Origin of the sequence: Streptomyces sp. NPDC091271 (assembly GCF_044757505.1) — a bacterium.
GTDB lineage: Bacteria > Actinomycetota > Actinomycetes > Streptomycetales > Streptomycetaceae > Streptomyces.
This window is the reverse complement of sequence record NZ_JBIVVD010000003.1, coordinates 19,303-44,269: the sequence shown is the minus strand read 5'-3', so window position 1 is coordinate 44,269 and position 24,967 is coordinate 19,303. Positions and strand designations below refer to the sequence as shown.

Sequence of the window (24,967 nt, the reverse complement as noted above, 5' to 3'; positions counted from 1 at the left end):
CCCCTGCCCCGGGGGACTGGACGCCCCGGGGGCATCCGGGCATCCCCGGGGTGACCGGATGCCCCGGAGACCCCGGGAACTTCAGCGCTCCAGGAAGGCGAACAGCTCTTCCCAGCGGCCCATGATCTCCGCCTCGGAGAACCTCTGGACGTTGGTCCGCGCCCGGTCCCCCATCGCGTCCCGCATCCGGGGATTGCCGGTGAGCCGGAGCAGCCGGTCGGCGAGCGCGGCGATGTCGCCCGCGGGCGCGAGCAGCCCGTCCTCACCGTCGCGCACGATCTCCCGTACACCCGGCGCGCAGTCGAACGCCGCGCACGGCACCCCGCTCGCCATGGCCTCCAGGAGCGCCAGCGGGAAGCCCTCACCGCGTGAGGACTGGACGAAGACGGAAGACGCGGCGAGCGCCCCGGGGACGTCGTCGGTGCGCCCGCGCCACCCGACCGAGGAATCGAGCCCCAGTTGGGTGCACTGCGCCCTGAGGTCCGCCTCGTCCTCTCCGGCCCCGTACACGTCCAGCCGCCAGTCCGGGCGTTGCGGAGCGACCAGCGCCCAGGTGTCCAGGAGCATGTCGATGCCCTTCTGGTCGGTGAGCCGTCCGATGCTCGCGACCGACTTCTCGCGGCGCGGGGAGGGCACTTCGGGCAGCGCGGCCAGGGCGTTGGGCATGAAGCCCACGTTGTTCATCCCGTCGCCCGCCCACTTGTCGGCGTCCTCCTCCGTGAGGACGAGCCAACGGTCGAGCGGCGGGTAGTGGTTCTTGATCCAGCGGTAGCGATGGCTCGCCCGCGAGTAGTCGTAGGACTCGTGGCTCATCCCGATGACCCGCATGCCGCCGGTGTCCGCCTCGCCGACCCACTCCATCGCCCAGACCTGGCTGACGATCACCACACCTCCGGGCCGGGCCGCCCGGAAGATCTCCGAGAGCTGGTCGACCGCCAGCCGCTTCCGGGCCGCACGGCCGGCCTCCGCGCGCCGGGCGGCGAACCGGAAGCGGTCCCGTACACCCCTGGGCGCCCACGGTGTCGGCGGATGCGCCGGGTACAGGGCGGTCACCGGGTAACCCGGCGGTTCCGGCAGGGCCATCTTCCGCTCGGCGGCGTGGATGCCGATGGTGTGCACCCGGTGGCCGGCCTCCTGGAACAGCTGGGCGGTCCGGTGCATCCACCCGGTCACACCGCCGAGTTCGTCGGTGCTGTTGGAGACGATGAAGACATCACGGCTGCGGTTCATCGACGGGGCTCCCCGGTGCGAGCGGTACGGGACGGGACGAGATGCCGGGCGAACACGGTGTCGACGACCGCCCGGGCCGCGTCTCCCCGGTCGTACGCTCCGAACTCCTCGGCGAAGGCGCCGCGCTGTTCCTGGAAGCCGGTGTCCGCGGTCTTCAGCCGGGCCAGCACGGCGAACAGCTCCTCCTCGGTCGCCGTCACCGGGCCCGGCGCCTTCTCCCGCAGGTCGAAGTAGCTGCCCCGCTCGGCGGCGTAGGTGTCGAGATCGGGGGCGAAGAGGACGATCGGGCGGTCCAGGAGGGCGTAGTCGAACATGATCGACGAGTAGTCCGTGACCAGGACGTCCGCGAGCGCGAGGAGTTCGCTGACGTCATGGTGGCGCGAGACGTCCACCACCGTCCCGGGCGGGCAGGCGGGCAGGGTCGCCGCCTCCAGGTAGTGCGCCCGCACCAGCAGCGTGTACGTGTCGCCGAAGCGCTCCGCGAAGCGCGCCGCGTCCAGGAGCAGCCGCTGCCGCTTGCGCTTGCCCGGCCCGCCCCGGAAGGTCGGCGCGTACAGCACGACCTTGCGGTGGTCGGGCAGCCCGAGTTCGGCCGCGAGCGCCGGGCGCGGAAACCTCCCCCGGTCCTCGTCCCGGGCCCGAGCGGCGAGCAGCGCGTCGTTGCGCGGGTACCCGGTGCGCAGCAGCGTGGCCTCGGGCAGCCGGTAGGCGCGGGCCAGCGTGCGCTCGTCGTGCTCGGACCGTACGAGGAAGTGGTCGAACCGCTGCACGGCCTGCTGGAGCCGCTCTCGCTGCGGGGCGTTCTGCATGCGCACCCTGGTCTCGTCGAACCCCATGCGCTTGTACGCCGATCCGTGCCAGGTCTGGAGATACGCCGTACCGGAGGGCTTGTCGAGGTGCTGGGGGAACCCCTGGTTGTCGACCCAGTACTCCGCCCGTGCCAGGGCCCACAGATAGCGCCAGGACCAGCGGCGGACGAGCCTGGCGTCCGCGGGGAACCCGGCCGGGGAATCGGCGTACGACCAGACGCAGCGCAGCGGGAGCCCCCGGGCGCGCACCTCCTCGTGGACGGCCCGGGGGCTGTCGCCGTAGCAGGTGCCCATGTGGCTCTCGAAGACCACGGAGCCCTTGCGCACGGGCAGCCGGAGCAGCCAGGAGCGGTAGACGGAGACCTTGAAGCCCCTGGCGTGCAGCCTGTCCCGGCGCTTGCGCAGAGCCCGCAGCAGGAGCCTGGCCCGGCGGGCGGGGCGGAAGTGGGTGGCGTAGTGGACCAGCCGGCGGGCCGTACGGGCGGGCCGGTGGCGGGCTTCGAGCCGCAGCGCCAGATGGTCCCGGAGCGTGATGTACGGCTGCCAGGTGTCCCCGGTCGTCCTGCCCAGCCGGGGCGAGGCGGGGGAACGCTCCGACGGGCCGACGAGGTCGTGGGCGGCGAAGAGATCGCTCACCGAGCGGGTCCGGCCGTCCTCCAGGACCATCCGCGCGTCCCACACCGTGTCACGGGGGCCGAAGGGGCGCAGCAGGCGCGTGAGGTCGGCCCGGACGGACCAGCTGATCCCCGTGGCGTCCGGCCGCAGCACGTCGACCGGGGCGCGGAAGGCGCGGGAGCCGTCACGTACACGGAACTCCAGATGGGCCGTGAGGCGGCCCTCCGGGTCGGGCCCGGTGTGCGCGGGCAGCACGAGCCGGCCCTCGAACAGGACCCGGCGGCCGTCGGCCTCGTAGCGGGTGAGCCTGTTCATCAGCTTCAGCTCGCCGAACGCCCGGTACTGATGGCCGAGTTCGGTGACGTCCAGCACGGGGTCGGGGCCGCCCGGCCAGTACACCCGCCCGTCGTCCGCCGTGGTGAGGGGCGCGGCCACGGCGCCCCTCCTGCGCAGCGCGTACGCCGCGGTGAGCACTCCGTCCTCGTCCCCCCGCTCCAGCAGCCGGACGCCGACGCGCTCGACGGGCGGGAGGGTGAGCAGCACCGGCTCGGGAACACAGCCGGCCAGCACCCGGGCCGCCGTCGCCGCGACGCGTTCGCGTGCCGCGGCGGGCAGTTCGGGGAAGCCACGCACCAGCGGCACGAGGTGGTCCAGGAGGAAGGCGCCGTCCCGCTGCTCACGCAGTTCCGCGAGCCCCTGGGCCACCAGCACGTGGCAGACGCGCCGGTGCGCCTCGACGAGCCCGGCGAGGTCCCGGCCCGCGTCGGGCACGGCCCGCCCGGAGACGATCCGGCGGCGTACGAGGGCGATCCGGCCGACCACGGACGCCACCAGGGGGCCGAACAGGACCCCGCTGTGGGTGAGGTCCTCGTCGTAGCGCAGCGCGTGCCGCTCCAGTGCCGCGCGCCGCACGCAGAACCCGGTCACCAGGGCGTCACGCACGGCCAGTTCGGGCGCCTCGGAGAACCGGACGACCGTACGGGAGCGGAGGAACAGCGGGTGCTGCCAGGAGGGCTCCCGTTCCTTCGTCCCCTCCCCTGTGAGCCGGGCCCAGCGCCCGGCGACCAGGTCGGCGCGGGTCCGGACCCCGGCCTCCCAGAGGTTGCGGCAGGCGTGCTGCTGGAGGCGCTCGCCGACGTCGAGCACGAGGACGTACGTGCCGCGCGCCGCGTCCAGGCCGGCGTTGCGCAGCGAGGCGACGGAGTCCGTGCCTGGGTCGAGCACGCGGATGCGGTCCGGGGAGCGCCCGGCGAGCGAGCCGGCCGCGCTCCGCAGGGCGGCGGGGGCTCCGGCGGGCAGGACGACGAGGGCCTCGACGGCGCGCAGGCTCTGGTCGAGCACGGACTCCACGGACGCCGTCAGTGCTGCCTCCCCGCCCTCCGCGGCGGTGATCACACAGCTGAAGTCGTGCGTACTCATGCCTGCGCCCCCTTCAGCATCCGGTCCACTACCTGGGCGGCCGCCGTCCCGTCGTCCAGATCGCAGAACGCCTCGCGGAAGCCGGCGTACGCCTCCCGGTGGCCCGCCGTCGCGGCCTCCGGGTCGCGCAGCGCCTCGACGACGGAGGCCGAGTCGGTGATCAGCGGGCCGGGTGCCCGGTTCTCGAAGTCGAAGCAGAAGCCGCGCAGGGTGTCGCGGTAGTGCTCCAGGTCGTAGGTGTGGAAGAGCATGGGGCGTCCCGTCTGCGCGAAGTCGAACATCAGGGACGAGTAGTCCGTGACCAGCACATCGCTGATCAGCATCAGCTCGGCGACATCGGGATGGCGTGACACGTCGCGCACGAAGTCGTCCTCCGGGATGCTCCCGCCGACCAGGTAGTGGCGGCGCACCAGCAGGACGTGGTCGTCCCCGAGCGCCTTCCGCGCCTGTTCCAGGTCCAGTTGGAGATCGAGCCCGTACAGCCCGCTCTGCTTCGGCCGGTCCTCGCGCCAGGTGGGGGCGTACAGGACGACGCGCTTGCCCTCGGGGACGGCGAGCGACTGCCGGACCGCGGCTGCGACCTTCGCGCGGTCGGAGGCGTACAGCAGGTCGTTGCGCGGGTAGCCGCACTCCAGCACCTCGCCCGTGTGCCCGAACGCGCGGCGCAGGACAGGCGTGGAGAAGCGGTTCGGCGAGACGAGGACGCTCCACTGGGCTGCCCGCCGGGGCATGGACTCCATGTACGCGGTGTCCGCGAAAGCGGTGCCCGCAAGGTCACGGCCGATGCGCTTGAGGGGGGTGCCGTGCCAGGTCTGGACGACGAACTGTCCCTCCGCCCGTTCGAACCACTCGGGCAGCTGGGTGTTGGTGACGATCCACCGGCTGCGGGCGAGCGCCTCGTGCCACTCGGCGCTGTGCAGGGCCACGGCGCGCACCCCGGCGGGCACGACGGCCTGCTGGTCCCGCACCACCCAGAGGTGCTCGACCTCCGTGCGGCGCCGGACCAGCTCCTCGTGGACGGCGCGGGGCGAGTCCGAGTACTGGCGCCCGTCGAAGCTGGAGTACAGCACGGCGTCCCGGAGCTCCCCGCCGCGCGCGCCCACGTACCGCTCGCGCAGCCGGCGCTGCCCGTACGCCCCCCGGTCCGCCGGTGGCAGGGCGCTGCCCGAACGCAGGGAGATCCGGTCGTGGAAGCGCCGCTCCAGGGTGAAGAGACGTCCTCCCGACGCGCGCCCGAGCGGCAGTTCCGCGTGCAGCTGGTGCACCACGCGCAGCGGCAGGTAGAGCTCCGGGTCGGTCTCGCCGCGCTCCCGGAGGAACGGGTACCACCGGCCCTCGGCGAGCGGCAGGGCGCCGCCTGCCCCGTCGACCGCCCCCGGGGTCAGCACCGTACGGAAACCGTCACCCGTCCGCTCCACGGCGAAGGTGTGCTCCTCCTGGTGGCCGCTGTGGCGCAGGACGAGCTCGACCGGGTCGTGCCGCGCCGCCGGGAAGGCCCCCTCCAGGACCAGCCGGGCGTCGTCCGTCCATGACACACGCGTGACGACGGGCCGCACGTCCCGGTCGGTGAGCACCAGGTCCCCGGAGGGATTGGCGGCGGCGTGGACCTCACGGCCGCCGGGCAGCGGATACCGGCCGGCGTCGGTCTCCGGTCGGGCCGCGACCGTGAGCCGTCGCGCTCCGCCGGCCAGCTGGACACCCCAGTCGCCGTCGGAGCCCCCGAACACCACCAGCGGCACCTCGGCGAGGAGGGTACGGCCGTCGGTGTCCTCGCCGGGCACCAGGGGGAACTCACGGGTCTCCTTCGTACGCCACTCCTGGAGCCGCAGAACCGTCGGTGCGTCCTTGCCCAGCAGCCGCACCGCGATCCGGATCCCGTCCCCGGCCTCCGTCGGTCCGTGTCCGGCGAGCACGGCGTCCACCCGCTCGGCGCGCAGCTCCAGCTTGTTCCCGGAGAGCAGCGGGACGACCCGGGTGCGCTCGTCGACGTAACGCACGGCGGGCGCGGCCGGATTGCCGAGCAGCCGCATCGGGCCGCGTCGCGGGCGCCCCGCGCCGACGACGACGGATTCCAGCTTCCAGAGCGTGCGGGTGCCCCGTGCCGTGCCCCTGGTGACGAGCCGGCGCGGGTCGACGACGGTCTCGAAGCCGGACCGCTCGTAGTGGTGCAGTGAGCGGCCCGATCCGGCCGTCGCCTCGTCCGTCGCCGTCCTGCGCAGCCGCAGGGGGATCAGCCGGCGCCCCGACCTCAGCCAGCCGGCCCCGGCCGACCTCCCCGGGGCGTTGCGGACGTACGCGTACCCCTTGAGGTGCAGCAGCCCGTCCCTCCACACGGCCTCGGTGAGATGCGCGTGCACCGGGAGGTCCACGGCGGACAGTCCGGTCACCTTGTGCGGGAGAGGGGCGTCGACCCCCGGGTACTGGGCCCTGGGCCGCAGCCGCCCCCGGACGTGGAAGGTGTCACGGTCGGTGGACTCGTGGGCCAGGAGCGCGAGCAGCTCCGCCGTCCTGCGCTCCCGGATGAGCTGCCACTTGACCCGCAGATGCAGGGGCAGCGCGTCGAGGACCGCGGGTTCGACCGTCGAGGCGAATGCGTTGGCGTGGGTGAGGAAGGCCTCGTGGAAGCTCTCGTCACCGTCCGGGAGCGCCTCGATGAACAGCCACAGGTCACCGGAGAGCGCGTGCTCGTCGTAGCGCCGCTTCGCCTCCGTCATACCCCGGTCACCGAGGAACCGGCTGGCCGTGGAGACCGCCGTGACCCGGTCGCGGATGCCCCGGGCCACCGCGCGCCGGGTGGTGATCGAGCCGTCGCGGTCCCGCCAGTGGTAGACCGGCTCCTCCACGACGTCGACGCTCCGGGCCAGGAAGTGGGCCGGCAGGACCACGGCGATGTCCTCGTACAGCACCCCGGTCGGGAAGGCGAAGGCGTGCTGGTCCCAGAAGGACCTGCGGAACACCTTGTTGCACGCGATGCGGTCGCCGAGCAGGATCCAGTCCCGGGTGACATGGGTGGCCCGGCGGGCCTTCTCCATCGGCCTGCGGAACATGGGGGACTGTTCGAGCGCCCCGTTCGCGCGGAGCCTGAGTACGTTGCCCGTCGCGAAGTCCGATCCCGATGCGTCCAGTTCACCGAGCATCCTGGCGAAGGCGCCCGGTGGCACGACGTCGTCGCTGTCGACGAACGTCAGGAAGTCCGCGTCCGGGTGGGCCTGTCCGGCGCCCGCGTTGCGCGCCGCCCCCAGCCCGGCGTTCTTCTGCCGGATCAGCCGGAAACGGGAGTCCTGACGGGCGAACCGCAGTGCCACGTCGGCGCTGCCGTCCGTCGAACCGTCGTCGACCATGACGACTTCCAGGTCGGCCATGGTCTGCCCGGCGAGCGAGTCCAGGCAGGCTCCGAGGTACTCCTCGACGTTGAAGAGCGGGACGACGACGGTGAGACGGGGTGCCATGACGCTGCGCACGATCCTTCCGGACGGACGAACGGACTTCCTCTGTATGGAACGAGCCCCGTGCCGGGGAGGCACGGGGCTCGCAACGGGGCACTGCGCCTAGGGCTTGACGGCGATGCGGCCCTCGTCCATGCGCAGCAGCAGAAGCTGTTCCCCGGTCTCCTCCAGGAATTCGTCCACTGCCTGGCGTGATCCCTGCCAGTAGCCGTAGTCGTCGATCAGCAGCACCCCGCCGCTGACCAGTCGCCCGTACAGGTGTGTGAGCTCGTGCTTCGTCGACGCGTACCAGTCGGTGTCCAGGCGGAGGATGGAGATCTGCTCCGGCGCCTGCCCGGGGACGGTGTCCTCGACCTTGCCCTGCACGTAGTGGATGCGGTCCTTCGGGTACGGGACCTGCTCGAACCCGGCCTGTACGTCCTCCAGGGAGGCCACGGCCCAGATGGGCCGGTCCTTGCCCTGCGCGTCCAGCAGCTCCTGGGCCGGCCTGCCGTCCCGCCGCAGGTCCTCCGCGGTGGGCGGCGTCATGCCCTCGTACGTGTCGAAGAGGTAGAGGTCGCGCTCCGTCTCACCGAGCGACAGCAGCGTCCTGGCGCAGGCCTGCATGGAACCGCCGCGCCACACCCCGCACTCGACGATGTCACCCGGGATGCCGTGCTTGACGACGTGCCGCGTCGCGAGGACGAAGGCGTTGAGCCGCTCCGGGGAGGTCATCGTGTACGGCTTGACCGCGCGGATGACGTCCTTCGCCTCGTCGTCGTAGTCCGCGGGGAACTGCGGCGGCTTCTTGGCCGCCGCCTTCCGGGCGGGCGCCGCGGGCGGCTTCGGCACGGCGGTCGGCGGCCCCGTGGGGGCGGAGCGGGGAGCGGGCAGGGTCGCGCGCCTGAGCTGGTATCCGGTGAGTTGCTGAAGGACGCCGTTGACGGCGTTGCGCCAAGCCATGGGGCCGGACAGTACGCGTGTTTTGCGGCTCATGTCATCTTTCGTCAACCTGTGGTTGATGGGACCGTACGGCTGTCCGGACGCCCGCACCGCTCCCGTCCGTCCAGCGGGCGCGGCAGCGGCACACGGTCCACTCCGCCGGCCCGGTTGGCCCACCACACGGCCGTCTCCCGCACGGCGAGGTCCGCCAGGCTGTTCTTCAGCCGGGTCACCGGCCGGCGGTGGGGCAGCGGCCGGCGGAAGACGCCCACGGAGTCGCCCCAGTAGGCGGCCTTGGTGTCGATGGAGGCGTAGTCGTGCCAGATGCCGTTGGCGGGCGGGAAGTCCGTGTACGCCTCGCAGAGTTCGAGGCGGGAGTGGGCGGCCATCGCACGGAAGCCGTCGGGGTAGTAGCGCCAGCAGTCCTGCGCGTCGTGGGCGTGGCCGCGCGAGGGCGCGGTGATGAAGGCGTAACCACCCGGCCTGAGCACTCGGGCGATCTCCATCATCGACACCCAGAAGAAGGGGATGTGCTCGAACGCCTGGCCCGACAGCACCACATCGGCGCTGCGCGACTTCGCGGGGATCCGGTAGGGCTGCTCCATGACGGCGTCGACATTGGGGCCGTCGAGGACGTCGACCCCGAAGTAGTCGATGTCGTGGCCGCCCAGGAGCCCGCGGTGGGTCCGGGTCTGCTTGCCGGAGATCCGGGAGCCGAGGTCCACGACGCGGTGCCTGCGGGTCCTGGGCAGGTACTCCTCGATGCAGAGCTGCATCTGCTCGTAGGCGGACCGGTGCATGAGCTTCTCCCAACGTTGCCGTGTGCGCGCGCTGTTGAGCACAACGACGGCGGCGTTCGGAGGGAGCGCCCCGTACGGGTGATGCCGGTGTTCAGTTCGAAAGGACCGGGAAGACCTTGCGCACCACGCGCTCCGCCGCGCGCCCGTCGTCGTAGGGGCAGAAGCGGCGGCGGAAGGCGGCGCGCAGTGCGTCGGCGTCCTGGGACCTCCAGGCTCCGCTCACCAGCACCTCGCGCAGCTCCTCCTCCGTGGTGGCGACCGCCCCGGGGGTGTCTCCCGGGCGGCCGGACAGCAGGTCGACGTAGGTGCCGCGGGCGGCCCGGTAGGCCTCCCAGTCGGGCACGTAGGTGATGATCGGACGGTCCAGGCAGGCGTAGTCGAACATCAGGGACGAGTAGTCCGTGATCAACGCGTCGGCGGCCAGGAAGAGTTCTTCCACGACGGGATGTCCGGTGACGTCGACGACCCGGCCCCCCGCCGCTGTCCCGGCCGAACGCCCGTAGAAGTAGTGGGCGCGCACCAGCAGCACACAGCCGGGCCCCAGATCACGCGCGAGACGCTCCAGGTCGAGCAGCGGGAGGAAGCCCTCCCGGTAGTCACGGTGGGTCGGCGCGTACAGCAGCACGGTCGATCCGGGGGCGATGCCGAGCTCCGCACGGATCTTGCCGGTCTGCTCGGCTGTGGCGTTGCACAGGACGTCGTTGCGCGGGTATCCGTACGGCAGTTGTTCGTACGAGGACGGGTAGACCCGGTCCCAGACCTCGGTGCTGTGCGGGTTGGCGGAGAGGCTGAAGTCCCACTGGTCGGTGTGGGCGACGATCCGTTCGAAGCTGACGCCCTTGGTGAGTGCGGGGTACGGGAGCTGGTCCAGGCCCATCGTCTTCAGCGGGGTCCCGTGGTGGGTCTGGAGGTAGACCTGGCCGGGCCGTTTGGTGAAGCCGCCGGGGAAGCTGGAGTTGTTGACGAGGTACGTCGCGGTGGCCATCGTCCGCCAGTAGGCGCGGGACCCCTCGATGACGTACGGCACTCCGGGCGGCATCCGGTCGCGGTGGCGCGAGGAGACGACCCAGACGCCGCGGATGTGCGGGACCAGCTCGCGGGCCTTGGCGTAGACGGCGGCCGGATTGCAGGCGACGCCCCTGTTCCAGTAAGCCCCGTAGACGGCGAGGCAGGGGTCCAGCGGCCGGCGCAGGTCGGTGCGGTAGAGGGCCCTCATCACGCCGGCGCGCAGCGACTTCCTGCCCGCGCGCGCGGCGCCTCGCGCCCGGGCACGCACGGCGCGGACCGCTCCCCTGCCCCGGTGGGCGGCGTACCGGCCGGGGAGCCCCGCCGCCCGGAAGAAGGCGGCGCGGTCACCCGGTGCGATCCGGCCGGGGTCGTCGAGCACGGCGGTCAGGTGCGCCACGCGCGCGGCCGGGATCCGCGGGTCGCCCCCGGTCTCGGCGGTCAGCCGCTCGTAGGCGTCGATGACCGCGAAGTGCGCGCGGCCCGGTGTCGTGTCGAACGTGCCGGTACGGCGCACCCGGTGGCGCACGCAGGCCCGGTCGAGCGAGGCGACGGAGCCCGCGTCGGAGGCGAGGAGGTGCGCACGGTGGACGGGCACGACGTCGTCGTACGGGCCCTCGGTGAAGCGGAGCCGGTGGGCGTCCCAGAAGGCGCGGCGGAAGAGCTGGTTCCGGGCGGCCGGGAGGGCGTCACCCGGCTCCGCCGTGCCCCACCAGTCGACCCGGTCGTGGCCCAGACGCAGCACGTCGGGCCGTTCCCCGGCCAGCCGGGCGGAGATCTCCGCCACCGCTCCGGGGAGCAGCAGGTCGTCACCGTCGAGGAAGAGCAGGTAGGTCCCGCGCGCCGCCTCCGCACCGGCGTTGCGGGCCGCGCCCGTGTCCCAGGGGCCGTCGGGGACGAGCACGCGCACCCGGGGGTCACGCCCGGCGAACTCCCGTGCGATGGCGAGGTCCAGCCCGCCGTCGGGCGCGCAGACCACGACCAGCTCCAGGTCCGTCCGCCCGTCCTCCGCCGACGGCTGCCCGGTCACGGACTCCAGGGCCGCCCTCAGGTATCCCTGAACGCGGTGGGCGGACACGACGACTGTGAGCAGCATGGCAGCCGAGCGTAATGGTGACCGTACGGCCGGCCCCAGGGATCGTCACCCGTTCGGGTCAGTGGCGTGACCCGGGGCGCTCCCCCGGGTTGAGCCGTGCATGAAGCCACTCCTCAGCGTCGTCGTCCCGGTGCACAACGTCGAGGACTACCTGGAGGAGTGCCTCGTCTCGCTGGCCGGGCAGACCCTGAAGGACATCGAGGTGGTGCTCGTCGACGACGGCTCTACGGACGGGAGCCGCCGTATCGCGGAGGACTTCGCCGCCCGGGACGGCCGCTTCCGCTGCGTCCATCAGCCCAACGCGGGCCTGAGCGCCGCCCGCAACACGGGGATCGCCCGGACCACCGGCGGAGTGCCCTACCTGGCGTTCGCCGACAGCGACGACGTCCTCGTCCCCGACGCGTACGAACGGATGCTGGCATCCCTGGAGTCGACGGGCTCGGATCTGGCGACGGGCAATGTGTGGCGGCTCAACGAGCAGGGAAGGCAGCAGGCCTGGCAGTACCGCTGGCTGACCACCGACCGCCCCCGCACCCACATCACCCGCGATGCCCGGCTGCTGGCCGACCGCGTCGCCTGGAACAAGGTGTTCCGGCGCTCCTTCTGGGACCGGCACGCCTTCACCTTCCCGGTGGGCAAGCTCTACGAGGACACCCCGGTGATGATCCCGGCGCACTACCTCGCCGGGACGGTGGACGTGCTGCGCGAACACGTCTACTACTGGCGGGTGCGGGAGGGCTCGATCACCCGGCGGCGTACGGACGTCCGGGGCGTGCGGGACCGGATCGCCGCCTGTGAACAGGTCAGCGCCTTCCTCGCGGACCGCGACGCCGCACAGCGGCTGCGCTACGACGCCTCGTGCCTGCGCGACGACTTCGTGTACTTCCTGGAGGGGCTGCCGATGGGCGGGCCCGCCTACCGCTCCGCGTTCATGGCGGACGCGGGTGCCTTCCTCGACCGGGCGGGCGACGCGGCCCTGGCCGGACTGCCCGCCGAGGCACGCATCCGCTGGCAGCTGGTGCGTGAGCGCCGCGTCGACGATCTGTTGGCGGTCCTGGAGTCCGAACGGGCCAACGGGACGGGCACGTTCACCGTCGCGGGCCTGCCGGGAAGGCGGCGCGCCGTACACCCGGGGGCCGGCGGCAGGGCCTCGGCGCGCCTCGGCAAGGGCGATCTGCCCGCCGTGGCACGGCTGGTGGAGTCGGCGTGGGGCGAGGACGGCAGGCTGCGGCTCCGCGGATACGCGTACATCCGCAACCTCCCGGCCCGGGCGGCCCGGCACTCGCTGAAGGCGGGCCTGGTGCGCGAGGTGGGGGGCGGACGGCCGCGTGCCGTCCCGGTGCGCTCGGTACGGACGGACCGCGCGACCGCCGACTCGGGTCAGGAGCTGCACCGCTACGACCACGCGGGCTTCGACATGGTCCTCGACCCCGGGCGACTGGGGCCGGGCAACTGGCTGGTGGGCGTGGTGGTGGCCGGCCACGGCGTCGTACGGCGGGCGGCGGTGCGGGCCGTGGAGGCGGCGGCCGCGCAGCCGCTGGTCCACGACCTGGGCGGAGGGAGGCGCGCGGTGCTCGGCTACCGGGACGGCCGGCTGGAGCTGGCCGTGTCCCGGCTGCCCGCGGTGGCCACCGGCCACGACGGCGGACCGGACACCCTGGAGCTGACCGGCAGGCTGTACGGGGACGCCCGGCCGAGGGCCCTCGTCCTGACCCGCGAGGGGGGCGCGGAGCACGTCTGCCCGGTGTCGTGCGGCGACGGGGGTGGCTTCAGCGCCCGTATCCCGCTCGCCGCCCTCGCCGCGGAGGCGGCACCGGCCTCCGGCGTGCCCCACGAACCCGCCCCGGGGGGCGGGGCACGGTGGCGGGCGGCGCTCCTGACCGACGGCGTCCGCGTGCCGCTCGCCGCAGCCCCGGACCTGCCGCCGCCCGCCTTCGCGGACGCGGCGGGCCACCTGGTGGTGGACGTCTCCGGGGAGCCGCGCGTGGACCGCGCCGGGCCCGCTCCGGACGGTGGGCTGCGCATCGAGGGGACCGGCACCGGCGCTCTGGAACTGCGGCACGGCGCCCTCGGGGAGACGGTGGCCGTCCCCCCGGCCGTCCCCGCCGGAGGGGAGAGGGACCGCTTCGCCGCCGTGCTCGCGGCACCTCCCCGCGAAGGCGACTGGGAGGTGTTCCTGGACGGCCGGCCCGTGCGCGTGGGGGCGGCGCTCGCCGCACTCCTGCCGGTGGGCGCCCCGGGTGCCCGCTTCCGCCTCGACCGCCGCCACGGTGACCGGCTGACCGTGCACTGTGCGCCGGCGCTCGACGACACGGAGCGGAGCGCGTACCGCCAGGGGGTTCTGCGGACGGCTCACCACCCGGCGCAACGCCGGCTGCCGCTCCGGGACGTCGTGCTCTACACCGGGGAGGGCTCCCCGCGCGCCGTGCATGCCGAGCTCGTGCGCCGGGGCACCGATGCCGAGCACCTGTGGGTCACCGACGGCTCCCCAGGGGCCGCGACCCGCGTCCCGTCCACCGCGGTCCCCGTGGTGGCGCACAGCACTGCCTGGTACGAGGCGCTGGCGCGGGCCCGCCGGATCGTGGCGGCAGGTCAGCTGCCCGCGTGGTTCCAGCGCCGCCCCGACCAGACGGTCGTGCAGATCTGGCCCGACTCCCCGCTCGGCCGGTTCGGCCTGGACCTCACCGGCACCCTGTACGCCGACCACCAGCACCTCGCGACGCTGGAGCACCGATCCGCCCAGTGGTCGGTCCTGGTCTCCCCCAGCGCCTTCGCCACCGCGCATCTCCGCCGCGCCCTGGCCTACCGCGGCGAGGTGCTGGAGGCGGGCTCCCCGGCCGACGACCTGCTGTCCGCACCCGGCCGGGACAGGACGGCCGAACGGGTACGCCGGCGGCTGGGCATCCCGGAGGGCCACCGCGTGGTGCTGTACGCGCCGACCTACCGCGACCACCTAGCCCACCCGCCGGCCGTCGTTCCCGCGGGCTCCTCCCCCCTGTACCGCTGGGATCCGGCGCTCGACCTGCCCGCGCTGGCGCGGTCGCTGGACGGCAGCACCACCGTGCTGGTCCGCAGGCATCCCCGGGTGACGGGCAGCGTCCCGGCGCACCCCGCCCTGCGTGATGTGTCCTCGCACCCCGACTCCACCGAGCTCCTCCTGATCGCCGATGTGCTGGTCACCGACTACTCGGGCCTGGCGTTCGGCTTCGCGCACACCGGCCGTCCGATGCTCTTCCACACGTACGACCTGGAGCACTACCGGGACACCGTGCGGGGCTTCTGCCTGGACTTCGAGACCCGGGCCCCCGGGCCGCTGCTCGTTACCACCCAGGAGGTGGCTCAGGCGCTGCGGGCAGCACCGGCTTCGGCGGACGTCCACGCGGAGGCGTACGAGAGCTTCCGGCGCGACTACTGCGGGCCGGCCGACGGCGACGCCGCCCGCCGCGTCGCGGACCGGCTGCTCGACGAGGGCTCCGGCTCGCCGCGGCTCGTCATGCCTCGTGACGCCAGGTCGCGCCCCGTCAGGCCCTGAACCGTCAGGCCTTGAGCGCCCGGACCGCCGAGGCCGCGAGGTCGTCGAGGTATCCCTTGGGCAGATCGCCCCGCACGACGACGAGGCGCCAGTACAGCGGGCCGACGATGAGGTCCAGGGCCCGGTCGGGATCGCTGCCCTCGGGCAGTTCACCGCGTGCCACCGCCGCCCGCACGACCACGGCGGCCACCCCTTGCTGCTGGTCCAGCAGGGCCGCCTTGATGGCGTCGGAGATCTCCGGGTTGCGGGCCGCCTCGACCAGCAGGTCGGGGATCACCTGCGAGGCGACGGGGTGGCGCAGGGCGTACGCGGCCAGTTCCAGCACGGCGCGCACATCCCCGTACAGCGAACCCGTCGCCGGCGCCGGCATGCCCTGCGCGGCGACGGCCGCGACCAGGTCCAGGACGAGATGCAGCTTGGACTTCCAGCGGCGGTAGACGGCGGTCTTGCCCACCCCCGCGCGCCGGGCGATGCCCTCGATCGACATCCGTGCGAATCCCACGGCGGCCAGCTCCTCGAAGACGGCGCCGCGGATCGCGTCGGTCACGTCCTCCCGCAGCACCGCGGCACCTGCCGGGGTGCGGCGCCCGGTTCGCCGTTGGGTGGTCATGGGCCGAATGATAGACCGTAACGACGAAACGGTTGCGTTGCGACGTACAAACGTCCTACTCTCAGCGTTGCGACGATACGGTTCCGTCCCATCGAGCCGGATCCGTCCGCCCTGATCCCCCGCCCCCCGTCGAAAGCGACCGTGGTGAGCCAGACAGCAGCCCCGCCGGCCCCGGTGGACACCGCATCTCCAGCCCCCCTCCTCCCCGTGTACGAACCCGGCGAGCTGGCCGCCCTCGCGGCCCGGCACGGGCTGAACGTCAGCGGGGCGCGGCCCACGCTCGGCGCGTACGTCCGGCAGCTCTGGGGGCGGAGGCACTTCATCACGGCCTTCGCCACGGCCAAGCTGACCGCGCAGTACAGCCAGGCGAAGCTCGGCCAGATCTGGCAGATCATGACCCCGCTGCTCAACGCGACGGTCTACTACTTCATCTTCGGCGTCCTGATGAACACCAAGCACGGAGTCCCCGACTACGTGCCGTTCCTCGTCACCGGCGTCTTCATCTGGACCTTCACCGCCAGCTCGATCACGGCCGGCACCCGGGCCATCAGCGGCAACACCGGACTCGTCCGGGCCCTGCACTTCCCGCGCGCCTCCCTGCCGATCGCCCTGGCCATCCAGCAGCTCCAGCAGCTGCTGTTCTCGCTGGGCGCGCTCTTCCTGATCCTCCTCGTGTTCGGCCAGTACCCGCGGCCGTCCTGGCTGCTCGCGATCCCCGCGCTCGCCCTGCAGGCCCTGTTCAACACCGGCATCTCGATGGTCATGGCCCGGCTGGCCGCCAAGACCCCCGACATCGCCCAGCTGACGCCCTTCATCCTGCGCACCTGGATGTACGCGTCGGGCGTCATGTGGAGCCTCGACACCCTGCTCACCGCCGACCGGGTGCCGCGGCTCGTCCTGCTGGCACTTGAGTGCAACCCGGCGGCCATCTACATCGACCTCATGCGCTACGCCCTGATCGACAGCTTCACCGGTGCACAGCTGCCCCCGCACGTGTGGGCCCTGGCGACGGCCTGGGCGCTCGTCTGCGGCATCGGCGGATTCGTGTACTTCTGGAAGGCCGAGGAGAGGTACGGACGTGGCTGACACCCTCGACACCCGTGTGCCCACCGTCGTCGTCGACGACGTCCACATCACCTACACGGTGAACGGCGCCCGCACCGGAAAGGGCAGCGCCACCTCCGCCCTCAACAGGATCGTGTCGCGCCGGCAGCCTCGGGGCGCACGCCAGGTGCACGCGGTGAAGGGCGTCAGCTTCGCCGCGTACAAGGGCGAGGCCATCGGCCTGATCGGCTCCAACGGATCCGGGAAGTCGACGCTCCTCAAGGCGATCGCGGGACTGCTGCCCGCGTCGAAGGGGCGGGTCCACACCCAGGGCCAGCCCTCGCTGCTCGGCGTGAACGCCGCCCTGATGAGCGACCTGACCGGGGAGCGCAACGTCGTGCTCGGCGGCCTGGCCATGGGCATGACGCGCGAACAGATCCGTGAGCGCTACCAGGACATCGTCGACTTCTCCGGCATCAACGAGAAGGGCGACTTCATCACCCTGCCCATGCGGACCTACTCCTCCGGCATGGGCGCCAGGCTCCGCTTCTCCATCGCCGCCGCCAAGAGCCACGACGTGCTGCTGATCGACGAGGCGCTGTCCACCGGAGACGCGAAGTTCCAGCGGCGCAGCAAGGACCGGATCATGGAGCTCCGCGAGGAGGCCGGCACGGTCTTCCTCGTCAGCCACAGCAACAGGTCGATCACCGACACCTGCGACCGGGCGATCTGGCTGGAGGCGGGCACCCTGCGGATGGACGGGCCGGCCAAGGAGGTCGTGGCCGCGTACGAGGAGTTCACCGGGCCCGCGAAGCCCAAGCAGCCCAAGAAATGACGCGGTGACGCCGTGACGCCGTCCGCCGGACGGGCCGATGAGGCCCGTCCGGCGGACGGATGTGTCGCGGCCCGCCGGCCTCTCCGGGTCAGGCGTGCGTGCGCAGCAGCGTCCGCATCGTCCGCATCGCCACCGACAGGTTCGCCAGGTCGAAGGACTCCGACCCCCGGATCTCCTCCAGGGTGGCGCGCGAACGCGCCAGGATCGCCGCGTTCTTCTCCTCCCAGGCCTTGAACCGCTGCTCCGGCGACGACGTGCCGTTGCCGACGGACAGCACGTCCGACGTGAGCGCGGCGTGAGCGGCGTACAGATCCTCGCGGATGGAGGCGCGGGCCATGGACTGCCACCGGTCGCCCCGCGGCAGCTCGATGATCCGGTCCATCAGCTGGGTGATCCCCAACCGGTCGGCGAGGTCGTAGTACACCTCGGCGACGGCCAGCGGGTCCTTGCCCGTGCGATCGGCGATCGCCACGATGTCCAGCGCCGGGAAGGCCGACGAGAATCCCGCCACCCGGCCCGCCAGCTCGGCCGGGACGCCCACGGCGGTGAGCTCGTCGAGGATCGACTGGTACCACTCGATGTCGGCACCCCGCAGGAGCTTCGGCAGCTCGCTCCAGACGCGTTCGACGCCGTCCCGGAAGAACTCGATGGTCTCCGCGATCCCGACCGGCTGCGGCCGGTTGCCGAGCAGCCAGCGGGAGCCGCGCTCGACGAGCCGGCGCGAGTGCAACCGGATCCGGGTCTGCACGTCGGCGGCCACCGTGTTGTCGAGCGCCTCCACGGCGTCCCACACCCCGGAGAGGCCGAAGATCTCGCGGGCGGCGAACTGCGCCCGCACGATCTCCTCGAGCGACGCCCCCGTCTCCTCACGCAGCCGGTGCAGGAACGTCGAACCACCGCTGTTCACCGTGTCGTTGACCAGCACCGTCGTGATGATCTCGCGACGCAGCGCATGCCCGTCGACCGCCTCGGGGAACCGCTCGCTCAGCTGCTTCGGGAAGTAGGCGTGCACCAGCTTCTGCAGATGCGCGTCGTCCGGCAGGCTGGTGGAGATCAGCTCCTCGGCCGCCGTGATCTTCGTGTAGGCGATCAGCACGGCCAGTTCCGGCTGGCTGAGCCCCTTGCCGTGGTTCAGCAGCTCACGGATCTGACGGTCGTTCGGCAGGAACTCCAGGGCCCGGTCCAGGTGCCCCTCGCGGCCGAGCCTGCGCATGAAGCGCTGGTGGGCGTGGAGGAGCGACGGCGCCTGGGCGCAGGCGTTGGAGAGCGCGACGTTCTGCGCGTAGTTGTTGCGCAGCACGAGCTGTCCGACCTCGTCGGTCATGTCCGCGAGCACCTTGTTGCGCTGCTTCACGGTCATGTCGCCCTCGCGGACCAGACCGTTGAGCAGGATCTTGATGTTCACCTCGTGGTCGGAGGTGTCCACACCGGCGCTGTTGTCGATCGCGTCGGTGTTGATCCGGCCGCCGGCCCGGGCGAACTCGATCCGGCCGAGCTGGGTGGCCCCGAGGTTGCCGCCCTCACCGACGACACGGGCCCGCAGCTCCGCGCCGTTGACCCGGATCGCGTCGTTGGCCTTGTCGCCGACGTCGGCGTTCGACTCGGCCGTCGACTTGATGTACGTACCGATGCCGCCGTTCCACACGAGGTCGACCGACGCCTTGAGGATGTTCTGCATCAGCTCGGCGGGCGTCATCTTCGTGACCTTCGAGTCGATGCCGAGCGCCGCGCGGATGTGCGCGTTGACCGGGATCGACTTGGCGGAACGCGGGTGGATGCCTCCGCCCGCGGACAGCAGGTCCTTGTTGTAGTCCGCCCAGGAGCTGCGCGGCAGGTCGAACAGGCGGCGCCGCTCGGCGTACGAGGTCGCGGCATCCGGATTCGGGTCGATGAAGATGTGCCGGTGGTCGAAGGCCGCCACCAGCCGGATGTGCTCGGAGAGCAGCATCCCGTTGCCGAAGACGTCACCGGACATGTCGCCGACGCCGACGACGGTGAAGTCCTCGGTCTGGGTGTCGTGGCCCAGCTCGCGGAAGTGCCGCTTCACGGACTCCCAGGCACCGCGGGCGGTGATGCCCATGCCCTTGTGGTCGTAGCCGGCCGACCCGCCGGACGCGAACGCGTCACCCAGCCAGAAGCCGTACGCGACGGCGACGTCGTTGGCGATGTCGGAGAAGCTCGCGGTCCCCTTGTCGGCGGCGACGACGAGATAGGTGTCGTCCTCGTCGTGACGGACGACCTCCGCCGGGTGCACCACCTCGCCCGTCACCATGTTGTCGGTGATGTCCAGCAGCGCCGAGATGAAGATCTTGTAGCAGGCGATGCCCTCGGCGAGCCAGGCGTCACGGTCCACGGCCGGGTCCGGCAGCTGCTTGGCGACGAACCCGCCCTTGGCGCCCACCGGCACGATCACGGTGTTCTTGACCATCTGCGCCTTGACCAGGCCGAGGATCTCCGTACGGAAGTCCTCCCGCCGGTCCGACCAGCGCAGACCACCGCGGGCGACCTTCCCGAAGCGCAGGTGGACGCCCTCGACGCGCGGCGAGTAGACCCAGATCTCGTACGCCGGGCGCGGCGCCGGAAGATCCGGGATGGCCTGCGGATCGAACTTCATCGAGACGTAGTTGTGCGGCTCGTGGTCGTCGGCCAGCTGGAAGTAGTTGGTCCGCAGCGTGGCCTTGATGACCGTGAGGAAGGACCGCAGGATCCGGTCCTCGTCCAGCGAGGCGACCTGGTCGAGGGCCCCGTCCAGCTCCTCCAGCAGACCGTCCGTCAGCTCCGTGCCGGCCTTCTGGCGGGCCGGGGACATCCGGGCCTCGAAGAGGGAGACCAGGAGCCGAGTGGTGTGGACGTTGTTGCGGAGGGTGTCCTCCATGTAGTCCTGGCTGAAGGTGGAACCCGCCTGGCGCAGGTACTTCGCGTAGGCGCGCAGCACCATGGCCTGACGCCAGTCGAGGCCGGCGCCCAGCACCAGGGAGTTGAAGCCGTCGTTCTCCGCCTCGCCGGTCCAGATGGCCGCGAAGGCCTTCTGGAAGCGGTCCCGGGCGTCGTCGGCGAGGTAGTCACCGTTGCCCGTGGCCTTCGTCGGCAGGCGCAGCCCGAAGTCGTAGACCCAGGCGTGCGTGCCGTCGGCGCAGCGCAGCTCGTACGGACGTTCGTCGACGACCTCCACACCGAGCCGCTGGAGCGCGGGGAGGACGGCGGAGAGCGAGACCTGCTCACCGATCCGGTAGATCTTGAACCTGCGCTCGGCCGGGGCGGCCCCGACCGGCTCGTACAGGCTGAGCGCGAAGGCCTGGCGCTCGCTCTTGAGCTCTTCGAGGTGGACCAGGTCGGCCACGGCGGCGCGCGGCGAATGGTCGGCCTTGTAGCCCTCGGGGAACGAGTGCGCGTAACGGCGCAGCAGCTCGGCGGCGCGCTCCTCGCCGCACTCGGCGCCCAGCGCCTCCTGGAATCCGTCGGCCCAGGAGCGGGCGGCCTCGACGAGGCGGGCCTCGATGCGGTCCGCGTCCGCGTCGGTGAGGTGCGGGAGCTCGGTGCCCGGCGGGACCCGGACGACGAAGTGCAGCCGGGAGAGGATCGACTCCGTGTTCCAGGCGGTGAAGTCGACGCTGGTGCCGCCCAGTTCCTCCTTGAGGATGTCGATCAGGCGGAGCCTCACGCCGGTGGTGTAGCGGTCACGCGGCAGGTAGACGAGGGCGGAGTAGTAGCGCCCGTACTCGTCCTGGCGCAGGTAGAGCCGCAGTCGGCGCCGCTCCTGGAGGTACAGCACGGAGGTGACGATGGAGCGCAGCTGGTCGACGGGCGTCTGGAAGAGCTCGTCGCGCGGGTAGGTCTCCAGGATCTGGAGCAGGTCGCGGCCGTCGTGGCTGTTGGGCGTGAAGCCGGCGCCCTCCAGCACCTCGGCGACCTTGCGGCGCACCACGGGCACCCGGCGCACCGACTCGGTGTACGCGGCGGAGGAGAACAGACCGAGGAAGCGACGCTCACCGACGACATTGCCGTCGGCGTCGAACTTCTTCACCCCGACGTAGTCCAGGTAGCTGGGACGGTGCACGGTCGCCCTGCTGTTCGCCTTCGTCAGCACGAGGAGCTTGTGCTCCCTGGCCTTGGCGCGGGCGTCCGCGGGCAGCCGGTCGAAGGACGGGCTCACCGGATGCGCCTCGTCCTCGGCGTGCTTCGGGTCGGAGCGCAGAATTCCCAGACCGGTGCCGGGAACGGCCGTCAGCGCGTCGGACTCACGGAGCTCGTACTCCCGGTACCCGAGGAAGGTGAAGTGGTCGGCGGCCAGCCAGCGCAGCAGCTCACGGGCCTCCTCGACCTCGTCGTCGTCCAGCTCGTCGAGCGGCTCCGAGGGGAGGCCGTCGGCGATCCGCAGGGCGGCGTCGCGCATCTTCTCCCAGTCCTCGACGGTCTCCCGTACGTCGGACAGGACACGCAGCAGATCGGCGGTGATCTGCTTCAGGTCCGCGCGGTCCGTCTCCCGGTCGATCTCGACGTGGATCCAGGACTCGACGAGCGCGTCGTGCGGCAGCTCGGCCCCGGGCTCCTTACGGCCTCCGGAGCGCTTCGCCCCGTTGTTCCTGGCCGGGTCGGCGAACACCTCGATCAGCTTGCCGGCGACATCGCGCCGGACGACGACCTGAGGGTGGATCACGAGGTGGATGCCGCGGCCCTGCCGGGACAGCTCGTTGGTGACCGAGTCGACCAGGAAGGGCATGTCGTCGGTGACGACCTCGACGACGGAGTGGCTGTTCGTCCAGCCGTTCTCCTCGACGGTCGGGGTGTGCACCCGGACGTTCGCGGTGCCCTGCGGGCGGTTCTCGGCGAGACGGTAGTGCGAGGAAGCGGCCCCGAAGATGTCGACCGGATCGCGGTCGCTGACGTCCTCCGGAGCGGTGTGCAGGTAGTAGCGCTGGAGATAGGCGAGCAGCGTCCTGTTGCCCGACCGCCCGTCCGGGCCGGCCTCGGCGGCTTCCTCTGCTTCGCCGCCGGTCCCGTCGGCAAGGTGCACCCGGAGGCCACCTCCCGGGCCACCGACACCACCGCCCGGACTGTTGTCAGCTACCCGGGCCGCCCTTGCGAGCAGCTCGGCCTTTGCTTCGTCCAGCTTGGTCTGCATGTCCTCTGGCTCCTGTCGCGCGCCGTTGCGTGACGTAGGTGAAGAAGGCGACGTACCGCCACGACGCGGGGTTTCCGGTCTGACTCGACGCTATGCCGCCTGGGGAGATGTCCGGGACCATATCGGCCATTTTCGGCGGAGGGCCCGGGACGCGGAGATCACGCATCGCCCGGGTGCTGTGGCACTCCGGGCGCAGGCCGGGGGCTTCGCTGCCCCCGAGGCGTATCGCGCTGATCACCGCACCAGGCTATCCCTCCTGCACCCACAACCGTCATGAGCCGCATATGTACAAAAGAAGACCCCGAACTTTGACACTCTGGACATCGCACCGAATCTTTGCTGCACGTACGGACACACAAAGGACACACAGGCGAGCAGATCCGCTCAGTCCGCCATCAGCTCGGCCAGCGCGACCGCCTCGGCCAGCGTGTCCACCACGGGCACGCCCACCGCCTCCAGGCTGCTGCGGCTGTGCGAACCCCCGGTGTAGAGCACGGCACGCGCGCCGACATGGGCCGCTGCCACGGCGTCGTCCACCGCGTCACCGATGACCACGGCGGATTCGGGGGCTATGCCCCCGAGCACCTCGAAGTGACGCTCCATGTGCTGGGCCTTGCTGCCGCCGGAGGGGCCCGTACGGCCGTCGACGCGTACGAAATGACGCTCGATGCCATATCCCCGCACCACCGGGACCAGGTGCTCATGGCCGTACATGCTGAGCAGCGACTGGCTGCGGCCCCCGCGCTGCCACCGGGCCAGCAACTCCTCGACGCCCTCGGTCAGTCCGCAGGCCGTCCGCCGCTCGGTGTAGTGACGGTGGAAGAGGCCGTCCATCCGCTCCCACTCGGCGGGAGTGGGGAGCCTGCCCATGAGCCGCTCGTAGAACTTGGGTATCGGCACGCAGTACATCTCGCGGTACTGGTCCAGCGTGAGCGGCTCCAGGTCGACCTCCGCGAAGGCGGCGTTCGACGCCCCGAGGACCGCTTGGATGTCGTCGAGCAGTGTGCCGTTCCAGTCCCAGACCAGATGTGTCCGGTGCTTCCCCGATGTCGCCATGAGTAGAAAATACTCGCCCGGTACGACAGTCACCCGGGCACAGGTGGCCGTGCGCCCGGCCGGTCAGGCGATCAGGCCGGGGATCTCCTGGATCCCGAACCACAGCAGCTCGTGGTCCTCCGCGCCGTCCACGGTGAACTGGGCGTCGTCGTCGCCGAGGTCCGCCGCCCCCAGCGCCGCGGCCGCCGCGTCGACGTCCTTCTCCGCGTCGTCGGCGTCCACATGCACGGCTGCGGCCTTCGACAGCGCCACCGCGTGCGCGATCCGCACCTCGCCGAGCGAGGACGCGTCCAGGACGTGGTCCGGATCGGCGACCGCCGCCCCGTCCGGCACGTCGAGGGCGACGACGACCCGGCGCCTGGTCTCCTCCGGCCGGCCCGCGATCAGCCGCAGCGAGGCGGAAGCGGCCCGGTTGAGCGCCGCGTACTCCAGCTCCTCGATGTCGTCGGAGACGTACCACTCGCGCAGACCGGGCGTCACGGCATAAGCGGTGAGGGGCCCCGGACCGACCTCGCCCGCCCTGTGCACCGAGGCAAGACCGGAGAGGGTCAGGGGGACGTACACGCGCATGGCTGGCCGCTTTCGTAGTCGATGGACGCCCTCAGGATACGTGCGACGTCCCCCTTCGGGGCGACCGATCCGCCCGTCGCTGTCCACAGCGCGACGGCCGTCACCCCCGCCGTTCCCTTGCGGCCAGGGGCCCATCACCCGGATAGGTGATCTCGCCGGGTGCCCGACCGGCCCCGGCCGCCGGTTGCGGGGCCGGCGACCGGCCCCGTAGAAGATCCACAGCAAAAGTTACCGCCCGGTACTCATCCGGGCGCCGGACAGCAGCCACGGGGGCTACGAGCATGAGCAAGGACAGGACGAGGCCGGCCGGACGACGCGACAGCAGCAGGCCGGGCACGGTACCGCCGCAACGGCCCCGACGGCCGCTGCGCCCGCACCAGTGGTTCGCGGAACGCCTGCTCGCCGTCCTCAGCGGCCAGCGCCCGGTGCACTGGATGCTGGGCCACACCATCGGCGAGGCCTACGACCAGCTCGGCGAACTCGCCCCTGACGCCCCGCTCGGCGCGGGCTGCCGGCGCCCGGTCGTACGCACCTGCCACGGCACCCGGCCGGCCGACGGCGTGGTCGAGGCCTTCGCCAGCATCGCCACGGGCGAGCAGGTCCGCGCCATGGCCTTCCGCCTGGAGCAGGGCCCCGACCTCCGCTGGCGCTGCGCCGCGATCGACCTGGGCGGCGAGCGTCTCCCAGCCGTCAGATGACCCCAGGACGGGCTTGCCGTTCAAGCCCGTCCTGGGCGTCCTGGGGGGGTCCCCCGAACAGCGTCTGGGGACCGAGGACACACCGCACCAGAGCCGCACAGCGGCCCCGGAGGGCCATAGGAGCGCCCCTCGGCCCCCGGAAGGCCCGGGAAGGCCCCG

14 protein-coding genes are annotated in these 24,967 nt (G+C 72.1%); 4 read left to right on the top strand and 10 right to left on the bottom strand.

What is annotated here, in order from left to right:
- Positions 1-81: 81 nt before the first annotated feature.
- From ACIQM3_RS11975 to ACIQM3_RS11950, 6 genes are all read right to left on the bottom strand, one after another.
- A complete protein-coding gene (locus ACIQM3_RS11975) occupies positions 82-1,230 on the bottom strand; it encodes a glycosyltransferase (protein ID WP_401622516.1) in 1,149 nt (382 codons plus the stop codon).
- Positions 1,227-4,073, bottom strand: coding sequence for a CDP-glycerol glycerophosphotransferase family protein (locus tag ACIQM3_RS11970; protein WP_401622513.1), 2,847 nt, complete (start codon positions 4,071-4,073; stop codon positions 1,227-1,229). Before ACIQM3_RS11970 ends, ACIQM3_RS11975 begins: the two co-directional genes overlap by 4 nt.
- A complete protein-coding gene (locus ACIQM3_RS11965; RefSeq protein ID WP_401622510.1) occupies positions 4,070-7,522 on the bottom strand; it encodes a CDP-glycerol glycerophosphotransferase family protein in 3,453 nt (1,150 codons plus the stop codon). The genes ACIQM3_RS11970 and ACIQM3_RS11965 overlap by 4 nt, the downstream gene beginning before the upstream one ends.
- Before the next feature lie 99 nt (positions 7,523-7,621).
- Positions 7,622-8,494, bottom strand: coding sequence for a TylF/MycF/NovP-related O-methyltransferase (locus ACIQM3_RS11960; protein WP_401622507.1), 873 nt, complete (start codon positions 8,492-8,494; stop codon positions 7,622-7,624).
- Positions 8,495-8,505: 11 nt separating this feature from the next.
- On the bottom strand, positions 8,506-9,240 hold the full coding sequence (locus ACIQM3_RS11955) for a methyltransferase domain-containing protein (protein WP_401622504.1): 735 nt from the start codon (positions 9,238-9,240) through the stop codon (positions 8,506-8,508).
- Positions 9,241-9,331: 91 nt separating this feature from the next.
- A complete protein-coding gene (locus ACIQM3_RS11950) occupies positions 9,332-11,341 on the bottom strand; it encodes a CDP-glycerol glycerophosphotransferase family protein (RefSeq protein ID WP_401622501.1) in 2,010 nt (669 codons plus the stop codon).
- A 100-nt stretch (positions 11,342-11,441) separates the two neighbouring features.
- Between ACIQM3_RS11950 and ACIQM3_RS11945 the strand changes: the two genes are divergently transcribed.
- Positions 11,442-14,873, top strand: a complete 3,432-nt coding sequence (locus ACIQM3_RS11945; RefSeq protein ID WP_401622498.1) for a CDP-glycerol glycerophosphotransferase family protein — start codon at positions 11,442-11,444, stop codon at positions 14,871-14,873.
- Between the two features lie 4 nt (positions 14,874-14,877).
- Here the strand turns inward: ACIQM3_RS11945 and ACIQM3_RS11940 are convergent, their stop codons facing one another.
- Positions 14,878-15,483: a TetR/AcrR family transcriptional regulator gene (locus ACIQM3_RS11940; protein ID WP_187355758.1), complete on the bottom strand. Its 606-nt coding sequence runs from the start codon at positions 15,481-15,483 to the stop codon at positions 14,878-14,880.
- 144 nt (positions 15,484-15,627) lie between these two features.
- Between ACIQM3_RS11940 and ACIQM3_RS11935 the strand changes: the two genes are divergently transcribed.
- Both ACIQM3_RS11935 and ACIQM3_RS11930 read left to right on the top strand, forming a co-directional pair.
- The gene (locus tag ACIQM3_RS11935; protein ID WP_401622495.1) at positions 15,628-16,569 is read left to right on the top strand and encodes an ABC transporter permease; all 942 of its coding nucleotides are present in this window, start codon (positions 15,628-15,630) and stop codon (positions 16,567-16,569) included.
- Entirely contained in the window at positions 16,562-17,362 is an 801-nt protein-coding gene (locus ACIQM3_RS11930) for an ABC transporter ATP-binding protein (RefSeq protein WP_401512176.1), read from the top strand. Before ACIQM3_RS11935 ends, ACIQM3_RS11930 begins: the two co-directional genes overlap by 8 nt.
- Before the next feature lie 88 nt (positions 17,363-17,450).
- Here the strand turns inward: ACIQM3_RS11930 and ACIQM3_RS11925 are convergent, their stop codons facing one another.
- The 3 genes from ACIQM3_RS11925 to ACIQM3_RS11915 form a co-directional block, all read right to left on the bottom strand.
- A complete protein-coding gene (locus tag ACIQM3_RS11925; protein WP_401622492.1) occupies positions 17,451-22,484 on the bottom strand; it encodes an NAD-glutamate dehydrogenase in 5,034 nt (1,677 codons plus the stop codon).
- A gap of 384 nt (positions 22,485-22,868) precedes the next feature.
- Complete coding sequence (locus ACIQM3_RS11920; protein ID WP_401622489.1) at positions 22,869-23,540, bottom strand: HAD family hydrolase; 672 nt, start codon at positions 23,538-23,540, stop codon at positions 22,869-22,871.
- 63 nt (positions 23,541-23,603) lie between these two features.
- Positions 23,604-24,110: a DUF6912 family protein gene (locus tag ACIQM3_RS11915; RefSeq protein ID WP_401622486.1), complete on the bottom strand. Its 507-nt coding sequence runs from the start codon at positions 24,108-24,110 to the stop codon at positions 23,604-23,606.
- Between the two features lie 281 nt (positions 24,111-24,391).
- Here ACIQM3_RS11915 and ACIQM3_RS11910 point away from each other — a divergent pair, with 281 nt between their 5' ends.
- Positions 24,392-24,808 carry an Rv3235 family protein gene (locus ACIQM3_RS11910; protein ID WP_401622483.1) on the top strand — a complete coding sequence of 139 codons (417 nt, stop codon included), beginning with the start codon at positions 24,392-24,394 and terminating at the stop codon, positions 24,806-24,808.
- Positions 24,809-24,967 lie beyond the last annotated feature (159 nt).

Bases quoted from the DNA above. Each gene is read 5' to 3' on its own strand.
- ACIQM3_RS11920 (WP_401622489.1), bottom strand. From the start codon at position 23,540: ATGGCGACATCGGGGAAGCACCGGACACATCTGGTCTGGGACTGGAAC.
- ACIQM3_RS11955 (WP_401622504.1), bottom strand. From the start codon at position 9,240: ATGCACCGGTCCGCCTACGAGCAGATGCAGCTCTGCATCGAGGAGTAC.
- ACIQM3_RS11950 (WP_401622501.1), bottom strand. From the start codon at position 11,341: ATGCTGCTCACAGTCGTCGTGTCCGCCCACCGCGTTCAGGGATACCTG.
- ACIQM3_RS11915 (WP_401622486.1), bottom strand. From the start codon at position 24,110: ATGCGCGTGTACGTCCCCCTGACCCTCTCCGGTCTTGCCTCGGTGCAC.
- ACIQM3_RS11910 (WP_401622483.1), top strand. From the start codon at position 24,392: ATGAGCAAGGACAGGACGAGGCCGGCCGGACGACGCGACAGCAGCAGG.
- ACIQM3_RS11970 (WP_401622513.1), bottom strand. From the start codon at position 4,073: ATGAGTACGCACGACTTCAGCTGTGTGATCACCGCCGCGGAGGGCGGG.
- ACIQM3_RS11965 (WP_401622510.1), bottom strand. From the start codon at position 7,522: ATGGCACCCCGTCTCACCGTCGTCGTCCCGCTCTTCAACGTCGAGGAG.
- ACIQM3_RS11925 (WP_401622492.1), bottom strand. From the start codon at position 22,484: ATGCAGACCAAGCTGGACGAAGCAAAGGCCGAGCTGCTCGCAAGGGCG.
- ACIQM3_RS11940 (WP_187355758.1), bottom strand. From the start codon at position 15,483: ATGACCACCCAACGGCGAACCGGGCGCCGCACCCCGGCAGGTGCCGCG.
- ACIQM3_RS11975 (WP_401622516.1), bottom strand. From the start codon at position 1,230: ATGAACCGCAGCCGTGATGTCTTCATCGTCTCCAACAGCACCGACGAA.
- ACIQM3_RS11945 (WP_401622498.1), top strand. From the start codon at position 11,442: ATGAAGCCACTCCTCAGCGTCGTCGTCCCGGTGCACAACGTCGAGGAC.
- ACIQM3_RS11960 (WP_401622507.1), bottom strand. From the start codon at position 8,494: ATGAGCCGCAAAACACGCGTACTGTCCGGCCCCATGGCTTGGCGCAAC.